Below are 12,120 nucleotides of genomic sequence, written 5' to 3'. Positions count from 1 at the left end.
GAGCTTTGGGGAGCACGTCATCGCCCTTCTCATGTCCGCATATATGAACGGTAAGTCTGTTACGCTGTACTCTACGAAAGAAGGGGCGTATTGTCATATTGGCTACGCCGTATTGCAATAGGGGAAGGGCATCGAAATGACTCGAGTGCTTTATGAGAAAATGAGAACTGGCACATCTCGCTGTGTACGCCTAGTTGCTGCAGTTTGCTTGATATACGCCGGTACCAGTCACGCGGCTTACAATGATAACTTTACTACCCGCATCACCGAAGTCCTGACCTATGACAACGGGCTCTTTCTGATTGCGACGGCGACGATGCCAAGTGGCCAGCCTTGTGGGGTCTATTGGATCGTCCCGGGAGACGTTCCGGCCGACGCGAGGCAAATGCTCCTATCACGAGCTTTGATTGCTCGTGAAAAAGGGGAGCTTATCAATATCGGCTATGACCACGAGACGTGCGTGAACGGCTGGTATCGCATTCATCGGCTGGGGTGAAATTAACTAAGGGACAGGGGGTATCATGACGTTGCGACGGAAGCTCTCATGGTCAGGTATAGCGCTTGCCTTGGCAGTAATGAGCAATAGCGGCGCAACCGCTCAATATTACGAAGCAGGTTCGTGGCGAGTCACAGGTTACCGCGTCGGATCTGATGGCAGTCGCTTTACACTTAATCCACCGCCTCAAGCTTGTGGTGGCGGCTCCAATTATGGTGAGCACATCGTGATCCCTGCCGACGCGCCAAACAGGCAGGATATTATTGCGTCCCTCATGAGCGCATACTTTTCCGGCGAGAAGGTCAGCGGAATATGGTTTAGCAATGCCGGCCCATGCAATGAACAAACGGTAATATCGGTCGCGATGATTAGAATGGGGACAAAGTGAAATGATAAAATCGAGCTATAAGCTGGTAGCGCGCTGTGCGATTGCTGCGGCAGCCTGGTGCTTCGCTATGCCGGCTCAGGCGGCTTTTATTTGCCCAGCCTACCCCAAAGAATATCTCGCCGTTGGCGGAGATGGTCTTGTTTACACGGCCGTCAACAATGGGACCTCGAATGTTGTCACGGCGATATGCAGCGTGACGGCAAACGACGATGGTGTTTCCCCGCAAGCTTGCACGGCCTGGTATTCGTTATTGCTCACTCTGCGTAATACGGGAGGTCATGCCCTTCCTCACTTTAATGAATCGGCATCCTCAAATGCGTCGGTCAAAGGGTGTTCGGGTCTGAATAGTTGGGAGCACCATGTTCCATATTTCTTGCTAGCCCAGTGATACTGCATCGTCGCCATATGAGGCGATTTCCAATGCCTTGTTTTTCAGTATGAAGGTGGTGCATATGAATATATCGTCGGCTATTAGGCATATTGGAAGCTTCTGCGCCATTGCTGCGTCGGTCATGCCAATTTTCGCTTCGGCAGAAACTATAAATAATTTAAAGATTAGAAATGTCGGCAATCAAGGAACGCAGCTCTACGCTCTTTTGGATGTTGTCCCGCCTGGTTGCGCGAATAACATTGCCTATCATTCGTCAGAGACACAGGCTGGCCAATATGTAATGAGTATCTTACTGTCCGCCAAGCTGTCACAGCACCCGCTCAGTAGAATGGATTATACCGTCCGCGCAGGTGGTGTATGCTGGATAGACCTCGTCGAACTATGACCGGTATCTATCCAGCTGATTTGTGAGGCGCCACTCATACGGCATGAGCAATAATCGCCTGTCACGCGCAATCGTAAAATATGAGAACCTCGCCGCGTTATTCCGAATGGCTGCAGCGGACGTATAACACGATTCTTGTTTCTGTCGATTGCCTCTGATGCTGCTGCCAGCGACAGAAGGCATGCCATATATTCCAGTCCCTGAGCCCCTATATTTCCTCGCATTGTCAGGCGTAGTCTTTGCGAGCTTTATGTAGGGCATGGTGATATTCAGACAGGAGGATATGTCCGAACGCAAGTCTATAAAATAGTGTATGAGGGGGGGGTATGTCGTTGAAATAGCTGAAAATTATATCCATTGTATTTGCCGCTTCGATTGCTGTGGTGCCCACATCGGCGGCATTAGGGCAATCAGGTATAGTTAGAGGCAGAGTAGTAAAAATATATGCTGACCCTAGTGATGTCGTTGTCGTGACGGACAAGGCCGGCCCCTGTGGATCGGCTCTTTATCACTTTAGAAGGTCTAACGAGAACTTCAAAGAGATCGTATCCCTCATGTATCTCGCCGCTGTATCTAAAAATGTTGTTGAAATAATTGTCAGCGGCTGTGCCAACGAGCGCAATATTGCCAGTCATGGCAGCGTCGCGTTTTAATTTTTATGTCGTTTTTTATGTTACTTACCGGTAGCTATCTAATGTTACTTCCTATTATGTAATTTGAGTGCAACTGCCAACTTTTGACAGTGGCAGCGAAAATTATATCGACGCTTGTAAATCACAGGTTTTCATGTCCGCGTCTTTTTGGGGAGGGGGTGCCTAGGTGTTTGATCCCACGATTTGATGGTGCGATCCTTTCGCTGGAATGGAAGGATGCCGTATGGGACAGGTACGTCACGGGAGCGCCACGACCACGCACGCCGTCCGAGCAGCAATACAGCGATCGCAAGCTTCGCTCGCGACGCTGAGCCGTGATTTAGGGATCAACCCGAAGACGGTCGCGAAATGGCGTAAGAGGGCGACGGTTGAGGATATGAAGACAGGGCCGAAGGCCCCTCATTCGACAACCCTGTCCGAGGCCGAGGAGGCGATGGTTGTGGCGTTCCGGCGCCACACACTGCTGCCGCTGGCCTGCCCCCGCGTAGGCGGGGGGCTGCCACAGATCATGTCGTGTTGCCCGAGCGCGGGCAGCCTGCCCCCGCGTAAGCGGGGGGCTGCCTCTACGCGCTGCAGCCATCGATCCCGCAGCTGACCCGCTCAGCGTTGCATCGTTGCCTCCAGCGGCACGGCATCTCCCGCCTACCAGACGTCGAGGGCGACAAGCCGAGGCGGCAGCGCTCCAAACGCTACCCGATTGGCTTCTTCCACATCGATATTGCTGAGGTGCAGACTGCCGAAGGCAAGCTCTACCTGTTCGTCGGCATAGACCGCACGAGCAAGTTCGCGGTCACCCAACTGGTCGACAAGGCTGACAGGCGCACAGCGTAGGAGTTCCTCGAGTACCTACTGAAGCCGTGCCGTACCGCATCCACACTATCCTAACGGACAACGTCCTATGTCGGGAAGCAGCGGTGGGTTTTGGCCAGCAGATATCCAAGCGCCGACAACCATCGGCGCGGTATGCAATTTGAGCCAGATGGCTCCCACCGTCAACGGGATCGCTCCCTGCCATAGCAAACACAGGATCCAGCGGCGCCGGGGCGGCCGTGGTCCTCACCATCCTCAAAACGAGATACGCACCCAGGTGGAAGGCCCGAACATTATCTACAGGGTCGCTCGACGAGCGCCCTCACGGCACTTGCAGAGAGGGGGCCTTCCACCTGGCATCCGACCGTTCGAGAAACGGCCGGTACTCTGTCCCCGTCTTGACGACGGCGTGAGCCACGCGCGCCATCTTGGCGGTGAGCGCCGTCATCGCCTTACGGCGACGGTCGGCATCGTCCGCGTGCCCGGCGACATATCGTCCGAGCTTGTCGCGGAAGCTGTTGTCGCGCTGACGCGCGGCGACCTGAGCAGCCATCCAGAAGGTCCGGCGTAGGCGCGCGTTACCGTACTTGGACAGCTTGGTGCGGCCACGGAACGTGCCCGACTGGCAGGTCGCGAGATTGAGACCGCAGAACTTCAGGAACTGGCGATGATGGTTGAAGCGACGCAGATCGCCGGCCTCGGCCAGGATGGTCAGCGCGTTGATCGGACCGATGCCCGGAATGTTGCGCAGCAGCTGGTAGTCGACGTCATCGGTGAGCCGCGCATGGGCCAGCCGCTCGATCTCGTCGCGCTGGCGGATGAGGCTGCGGCCCTGCGCGATGACCATGCGGAACATGGTGATGGCGGCTGAGTCCTCCGGCACCGGCAGCGCCGTCGAGGCGGACGCCGTCTCGTAGATGTCGTTGATGAGGCGTGCCTTGGAGACCTTGCGGCCGATGAGCGGCCATGCCGCAGCCGAGAATGCCTCGCGGTCCAGCGCCGTGATGGTGGCCGGTGTCGGAAACCGCTCGATGAGCGCGAGGAACCAGTCGAACCGGCTGTTGCCTGCGAAGCGGGCGATCTCAGGGAAGTACAGCGGCAGGTAGTGGGTCAGTATCCGGTGCCAGGTCTGTGTCCTCATCCTGGAGATCGTCTCGTGGGTTTTCGACAGCTCCTGCAGGTCGTTGATCCCGGCCACCAGCGGGTCGACGTAACGCTGCGTCGCGCCGATCCGCAGCATATGCAGGATGACCTGCGCGTCCTTGGGGTCGTTCTTGTCCCAGCCGTTGTGCAGCGCCTCACGCGTTCGGGCGAGCGCGACCGACGAGATGAGGCGCAGCTCGAACCCCGCCGTCAGCAGCCGGTGTGCCAGCGTGCGATGGTAATTACCCGTCGCCTCGAACCCGACGATGATGGGGCGCCCGATGGCAGCGAGTTGCTCGGCAAAGCCGTCATAGTCCTGCCTGGTCGCCATGACGGTCATCCGCCGGCGCCGGCCGCCTTCCGGTCGCTCTATGAGGACCTCCTGCCGGTTCTTGGACATGTCGATGGCTACCAGCACGGCGCCGGCAGGCGTAGAGGTGAGCTTGGTCATGGTCGGTCGGCCTCCAAAGTGTTGTCTCGACAACTTCACTTTAGATACCTGCTGGCCGACCATGGCTTGCCCTGATGAAGCCTGCGGCCGCTTCGCGGCCTTGTCTTCATCAGGGCCACAGTGGCTCCCGTTCCAGCGCTTCCCGATGTGCTATGGCATCCAGTTCGCCGAGCAGCCGCGCAACCGGAACACCGCCTGGTCCCGCCAGATGCGCTTCGACATGATCTGCGAAGCGAACGACATCGAGGAACGGCGCACCAAACCGAAGCATCCGTAGACCAACGGACAGAGCCTGCCCCGGCGAAGGCCGGGGTCGAGCGGATGAACCGGACCATCAAGGAGGCGGCCGTCAAACGCTTCAACTGCGAGAGCCACGACCAAATTCGGACGCACCCCGCCGATTTCATGGCCGCCTACAACTTCGCCCGCCGGCTCAAGACGCTCAGCGGGCTCACACCCTATAAATACGTCGCCAAGATCTGGACGTCAGGGCCAGACCGGTTCACCGTCAATCCGATCCACCAGATGCCGGTACTGAATACCTAAGGGCTGTTTAAACCATAAAAATTTAAGCACAGCAATAAGCCCGATCGCGCCGGTATTCAACAATGTACGATTTAACGAACCATACATATTGCAATATCTTTATGACGCCTTCAGTATTGCGATAAACAGACAACCGGAGAGTGGCTATGGCAAGTGCTAGGTTCAAGGTTTTAGGTGCGACCCTGCTTACCTGCATATCACCTGGCGCATTGGCTGAAACCACGACGTACACGTACGACGCGAAAGGGCGACTTGTTCAGACGGTCAAGGCTGGCGGTCCCGGCGATGGGACCACCACCACGTATAGTCATGACAAAGCAGATAATCGAACTCGCGTGGTCACAGCTGGAGCGGTACGCTAATTCTTGAAGTACTAACAGAGAAATGAGCCAGACATAAATAATTAATTGAGATACCGTCTGCTAAGGTTCAGCGCTTACGCCACGCTGCGGGCGTTTTCAAGCTGGTGCTTGACTGTCTAAAAGTTATTTAATAATCCAAAGGGGAGGAAAATATGAAAGGTGCCCGCGCAACAAGGTTTACGGGACTACTTTGCTCAACTTCAATAATAGGCTTATTGTTAGTCGCCGTTCCGGCATATGCAGACGTCCCGCCGCCTTCGCGAGAAAAAAAGGATCAAAATGGCGTAAATCTTTCAACCGGCACGCAATCGCTGCGAATAGCGGAGCTGTCTATTGGTAGTGGCGATGCCTCTCTTACCGTATATGCCAATAGATTGACTGGTGAGGATCCCGAAAATGAATTTGAGCTGGGCCTATATGGGGACCAAACATTGCTTGAGGCGGCTGTATTTGGAGCCTCTGGCAACCAAAGTGAAAGCTTCCGTTTAAACGGGTCGGCCTACATCTCAACGTTGGGCAGCGGGGCGACTCTTACTCGGTCTAATAACATTTACAGTTTGGTAACATCAGAGGGCGTGACTTACACCTATGATACCAATCTCACATCAAGCTACAGCAATCGCTTTGCACGGGTAACGCAAATAAGATACCCATCTGGCGAGACCATCCAAGTGACCTACTCTCGCCAGGCACCATGCTCAAATCCAAATCAGCTTCAATGCCATGGATCAGCGGTTCCATTTAAAATTCGGGTTGAAACCGTCGATAGCTCTTTTGGTTATAGCCTAAAGTATGAATACGCTGCAGCGACTGCGTCAAATAGTGGTTGGAATACCCTTACTAAGATTACAGCATTCAATAAGACCGTGGACCCATGCTGTGCATTTACAAGGGCATGGCCTTCGGTAAGCTATGGATATGGCCAAGATGCGAGTGGCCCTTATTGGACTGTCACTGACGCCCTGAATCAAACAACGACTTACCGCACAAATTCCGTTCAACGGCCCTCAGCCGCAGCCCCAAACTTCGTCAAAACTTCAAACGCAACCGGATTTAGCATAACATCAGACGGTCGCACGTGGAATTATGCATTTAGCGTATCCGGTGACGTCAGAACAGCCACGGTTACCGACCCGGCTGGTAAGCGAAGCACGGCGTTATCTAATATTTATGTTAAGCAGCCTTTCCAAGTAACTGACGAACTTGGTAATTCTAATTCTTTTTCTTACGACTCAATGGGTAGGATTACGTCGGCCACGCGGCCCAACGGCATGCATATTGATTATACCTACGATGCTCGTGGCAACGCTACTCAAATCAAAAAAGTCTCCGCGACGGCGGGATCACCTAACGATACGTCTGAGCTTTTCGGCTTTGACGCAACCTGTTCAAATATTTTCACCTGCAATAAGCCAAATTGGACCCGGGATTCAAAAGGTAATCAGACGGATTACATCTATGATTCGATGCATGGCGGAATCCTATCTATAACTCTGCCGCCAGATGCCAATGGCATTCGAGCGCAAACCCGCTACGCCTACACAGCGATGCAAGCCAATTTTAAGGGAGCGAGCGGGGCCACGTCGGCGTCAGGATTTCCAACATACCGACTGACACAGGTATCAAACTGCAGGACTACATCCTCGTGCTCAAATAGCGCTGACGAGGCCCGGGTATTCATAGGATATGAGAGCGGTAATCTTTTACCAATTGCAAATAGTATGTCATCTGGGGATGGCGCTACGAATATAGCTACAGCGTCATCGTATGACTCGGTTGGTAATAAGATTCTGGTCGATGGTCCAGCTCAGGGAAGCTTTGATACAACCAATTATACGTATGACGCAATTCGGCGCCTAGTGGCCGTGCTTTCACCCGACCCCGACAGGGAAGGACCGATGAAGCGTCGTGCTCAAGTATTCCATTACCTTCCTAGTGGTTTGCGGGATTCGATCAGTATCGGCACCGTAGATGCGAACGGCGGCTCGTTTATTTCTTCGCAGCAAATGGTCAGTACGTTTGATGGAAATTCGAGAAAAGTTCAGGACACCTTATCGGCGGGTGGCACGTCTTATGCTGTAACGCAATATGCATATGACTCTGTTGGCCGTCTGCAGTGTACAGCCGTGCGCATGGATATGAGCCAGTGGGCCAACCAGAGCGACGCCTGCACGCCGCAGACGACGGGTGGCAACGGCCCAGATCGCGTGGTTAAGATAGCGTATGATGCTGCCGGGCGGGTAACTGGCACTTATTCTGCATTCGGAACCAGCGCGGAGACTTTTGAGCAGACAAGCTATACTACCAACGGTAATGTCGCGAACGTCATCGACGGCAATGGTAATGTCACAACTTTTGCCTATGACGGTCTGGATCGCCTTCAGACCACGACTTATCCAGGCGGCAGCTATGAGCAACTGACCTATGATGCCAACGGCAATGTGGTGACGCGTCGCCTGCGCGACGGCCAGGTCATCAACTATGGTTATGACGCGCTCAATCGGATGGTGTCGAAGGATCGGCCCAACAACAGCTACTCGGAATATGACCAGAGCTATGGCTATGATCTCGTCGGTCACCTGACGAGCGCGTCTGACACCAGCGGCCGAACCCTTAGATATGATTATGACGCAGTGGGCAATCGCCGCGCTCAGTATGACAATGTCTATACCTTCGGCAACGCGACCTTCCGGTATGACGCAGCCGGACGCCGTACCCAAATGACATGGGGCGATGGCAATGCCGTGACCTATGACTATCTCACAACCGGCGAAATGAATACGATCCGCGATGGCTCGGGCAACGTACTCGTGTCGTTTGGATACGACGATCTGGGACGGCGGACGAGCCTCAGCCGCGCCAATGGCACGGTGACCTCTTATGCTTATGACCCAGCCTCGCGTTTGTCGCTACTGACACAGGATCTGGCCGGAAACGCCAATGACCTGACGCTTACATTCGGCTATAATGCGGCAGGACAGATCACGAGCCGGAATGCTTCTAACGATGGGTATACCTGGACGGCCGGGGTGAACGCCGACCGCAGATATAGCGTGAACGGGTTGAACCAGTATACCCAGGCTGGCTCGGTGTCGCTCGGCTATGATGGCCGCGGCAATCTGACGAGCTCGGGCAGCGATGCCTATAGCTATACGGTCGACAACCAGATGGCGGTCGGCAGAGGGATCGGCATGGCCTATGATCCGCTCGGTCGTCTGTTCAATGCCGCCGTCGATCCAGGTGCCAACACCTCGTTCACCTATGACGGGCCGGATCTCACCGCCGAGACCAATCAGAATAACGGAGCATTACTGCGCCGCTATGTCTATGGCCCGGGTAGTGACGAGGCGTTGATTTGGTATGAGGGCGCAGGGCTTGGCGATCGGCGATGGCTGCATGCCGACGAGCGCGGCTCGGTTATCGCGGTGACCAACGATGCGGGTAACGCCATCGCGATCAATCGCTATGACGAATACGGCATCCCACAGTCCGATAACATCGGCCGCTTCCAATATACCGGGCAGAAGTGGCTGCCCGCGCTCGGTCTCTACGACTATAAGGCCCGTACTTATTCGCCAACCCTCGGCCGGTTCATGCAAACCGATCCCATAGGCTACGGCGACGGCATGAACTGGTATAACTACGTCAGTGGCGATCCCATTAACCTGAGAGATCCATCCGGCTTGGAGCAAAGCGGCGATATCGTCGTCAATGGTGTTCGGATTTCCGGTGGGACCGGGGGGGCTTCCGGCGGTGACATGCCAGACAACAATGGCGGAGCAATAAATCGATACAATCCCACCCAAGCGGATATCATTGGGTTTCGGCACATGGGACTTTTACCCAAACCGAAGGACAAAACGCCTGGAAAATCGAATACAAAGGTTGATCCTCGAGATAGAACCAAGGATCTTATGAAAAGGCTCCAAGAATTGAGGAGGCAGATTCAGCAGTGCGGAGGTTCAGCGGCAAGCCCTCAATGCGCGGGTCTTTGGAAAGAGTATATGGATATTGTAAAAAGCCCCGAAATAACCGCTATAAGAAAGGATGCAAATTCTCTTCAATTCAAACTATGGGGCTACGCGTTCGGTATTGAAACGGGTATTTTTGGGGCAGGTCCAGCCGGTGGAGCCTCAGCTGCTGGAGTCTCAATTTGGGATTATGCCAAGGATAAGGCTCAGGACTTTCTCGGAGGGTTTTAAGTGAACAATAGGTTCTTAGGATACCTAGGCGCAGCGCTAGGTGGAGCTATTCTCGCATTTGATCTCCAGGATCTGGCTAGCCAACTCGCAGTTGGCCAGATTCATTATTTTACATTATTTAGAATCATTGCAGACGTTATGCTACTTATGTTCAGCGGTATTGCAATAAAACGATATATACCAAGCAATGATTATTCTAGTTCATATCCAAATAAGCCGAAATAGTTGGCGTATTTCTGTTATCAGATGTTTCGTTCCAAGGTTCCGTGGTGCAGGCTTGAGATGAATCGTCTTGTATCATCCATTCATACTTTGCCGATGTCTTCATAAGCGTGAGTCTGCGCAGTAAAACGCACTGGTTTGCCGAAAGCCGTCGAGCATGTGCCACGTTGCCAGATCGGCGATGTTGGCGGCAGTATGATATTGCTCTTCGGCCTCGGCGCGCGGGGTGTTGCCAATGGGCTCGAACAGCCAGAGATGATTGGATCAGTTTACCCATTCCGTTGTAGCGTAATCAACCGCCTCGAAGCTGCGCACAGCTCGCGGCGGTAGATCATCTCGGCTTTGTATCGGCCGTTTATGGTTCCCGCCGAAGCGTTGTCATAACTGTCGCCGATGCTGCCACTGACGGTTCGATTCCTACCTCGGCGAGGCGTTCGATGTACTCGATCAACAGATATTGGCTGTCGCGTGACCTGCTCACCCGTTTTTGGGTGTTCAGTCCCGGCATCTGGTGGATCGGGTCGACAATGAACCGGTCTGGCTCTGACGTCCAGATCTTGGCGATGTATTCGTAGGGTGTAAGGCCGCTGAGGGTCTTGAGGCTGCGCGCCCGGTCTGTTGGGCCTGGCGGCGCAGCAAGGCGTGCACGCGGCGATAGCCATAGGTCGGCAGCTCGGCGACGAGCTCGCGGATGTCGGCGACCAGCTCGGTGTCGGGCAGCGGCGGTCGCCCCCGCCGTGAGCTGCCCCCTTCTGAGTGGTCCATGGACTATGACAGTCTGGATCAAAGAAGGGACGACGAATGCCAGCGAAGAAGCACAAGCCCGAGGAGATCATCGGCAAGCTGCGTGAGGTTGAGATCATGCTGGGCCAGGGCGGAACGACTGCCGAGGCATGCCGACGCATCGCAGTCAGCGAGCAGACCTATTACCGCTGGCGCAAGGAATATGACGGCCTAAGGACAGATCAGGCGCGGCGGATGAAGGATCTGGAGAAAGAGAACCTTCGGCTGCGTCGCGCGATCTCGGACCTGACATTGGACAAGCTGATCCTGCAGGAGGCGGCAAAGGGAAACTTCTGAGCCCCGCACGGCGCCGACGCTGCATCGACCAGGTGCGGGCGGTGCTGGATGTGTCTGAGCGGCGGGTATGCCGCGTGCTCAGCCAGCATCGGTCGACACAGCGCAAAATGCCGTGTGGGGCAGATGACGAGGAGGCGCTGACGGACGACATCGTCGCGCTGGCCAGGCAGTACGGGCGCTACGGCTATCGCCGGGTGACGGCATTGCTGCATGCGGCCGGCTGGTCGGTGAACCACAAACGGGTGGAGCGGATCTGGCGGCGCGAAGGGCTGAAGGTGCCCCAGCGGCAGCCGAAACGCGGTCGGCTGTGGTTGAACGATGGCTCGTGTATTCGGCTGCGACCGGAGTATCCCGGGCATGTCTGGGCGTACGACTTTGTCGAGGCGAGGACGCACGACGGGCGTAAGTTCCGCATCCTCACGATCATCGACGAGGCCAGCCGCGAGTGCCTGGCGCTGGTGGTCGCCCGTCAGCTTCGCCACGAAGATGTGCTGGCGGCCCTGGCCGAGCTGTTCATTGACCGGGGTCCGCCTGCACATATCAGATCGGACAACGGCAGCGAGTTCATCGCCACCGCCGTCCAGAAATGGCTTGGGCAGATCGGCATGACGACACTCTACATCACGCCAGGCTCACCATGGGAAAACGGCTACAACGAGAGCTTCAACGGGTCGCTTCGCGACGAACTGCTCAATGGTGAGATCTTCTACAGCCTCACGGAGGCCAGGGTGCTGATCGAGGCGTGGCGCCGTCACTACAATACCATCCGGCCACATAGCAGCCTGGGCTACCAACCGCCGGCCCCGGAAGCGGCAACACCGCCATTACCGGCCTCCGGTTCCGCTTCGCTCCACCTATGCCCGGCAATGGCGGCCGAGACGACAATGCACTAACTATCTACCCGGACCACCCGGTGGGGGCTGCTCAGCGCAGTAGGTAGGGATAGATCTTGTGCCCTGTCGCCGGCTTCGACGTGTTCGGGCGTCGGTAG

At 55.4% G+C, this 12,120-nt stretch carries 2 protein-coding genes and 6 pseudogenes; 4 read left to right on the top strand and 4 right to left on the bottom strand.

Annotation, left to right across the window (positions count from 1 at the left end):
- Positions 1-2,536 precede the first annotated feature (2,536 nt).
- Positions 2,537-3,206 (top strand): annotated as a pseudogene (locus NS355_RS18230) (hypothetical protein); the annotation flags it as partial.
- Positions 3,207-3,420: 214 nt separating this feature from the next.
- Here the strand turns inward: NS355_RS18230 and NS355_RS07990 are convergent.
- Positions 3,421-4,717 (bottom strand): annotated as a pseudogene (locus tag NS355_RS07990) (IS110 family transposase).
- 214 nt (positions 4,718-4,931) lie between these two features.
- On the opposite strand from NS355_RS07990, the pseudogene NS355_RS07985 reads away from it, so the two are divergent.
- Positions 4,932-5,263, top strand: a pseudogene (locus NS355_RS07985) (IS481 family transposase); the annotation flags it as partial.
- A gap of 514 nt (positions 5,264-5,777) precedes the next feature.
- Positions 5,778-9,827 carry an RHS repeat domain-containing protein gene (locus NS355_RS18220; RefSeq protein WP_084787706.1) on the top strand — a complete coding sequence of 1,350 codons (4,050 nt, stop codon included), beginning with the start codon at positions 5,778-5,780 and terminating at the stop codon, positions 9,825-9,827.
- Between the two features lie 492 nt (positions 9,828-10,319).
- Here NS355_RS18220 and NS355_RS19475 read toward each other — a convergent pair.
- The 3 pseudogenes from NS355_RS19475 to NS355_RS19290 form a co-directional block, all read right to left on the bottom strand.
- Positions 10,320-10,518 (bottom strand): annotated as a pseudogene (locus tag NS355_RS19475) (IS3 family transposase); the annotation flags it as partial.
- Positions 10,519-10,539: 21 nt separating this feature from the next.
- Positions 10,540-10,656: pseudogene (locus NS355_RS18695) on the bottom strand (IS481 family transposase); the annotation flags it as partial.
- Between the two features lie 2 nt (positions 10,657-10,658).
- Positions 10,659-10,793: pseudogene (locus tag NS355_RS19290) on the bottom strand (IS3 family transposase); the annotation flags it as partial.
- Positions 10,794-10,850: 57 nt separating this feature from the next.
- Between NS355_RS19290 and NS355_RS07970 the strand changes: the two are divergent.
- Positions 10,851-12,022, top strand: a protein-coding gene (locus NS355_RS07970) for an IS3 family transposase (RefSeq protein ID WP_153008130.1) whose coding sequence is annotated in 2 segments (ribosomal slippage) — positions 10,851-11,115 and positions 11,115-12,022 — 1,173 coding nt in all. Because the reading frame shifts where the segments join, the coding sequence is not laid out codon by codon here.
- Positions 12,023-12,120 lie beyond the last annotated feature (98 nt).

Source organism: Sphingomonas yabuuchiae (assembly GCF_001477495.1).
Classification (GTDB): Bacteria; Pseudomonadota; Alphaproteobacteria; order Sphingomonadales; family Sphingomonadaceae; genus Sphingomonas; species Sphingomonas yabuuchiae_A.
Note: the sequence above shows the minus strand (reverse complement) of the source record. Positions and strands in the feature narration are given on the sequence as shown.

What these genes read in the sequence shown, in the direction of transcription:
- NS355_RS18220 (WP_084787706.1), top strand. Translation starts at nt 5,778, where the DNA reads ATGAAAGGTGCCCGCGCAACAAGGTTTACGGGACTACTTTGCTCAACT.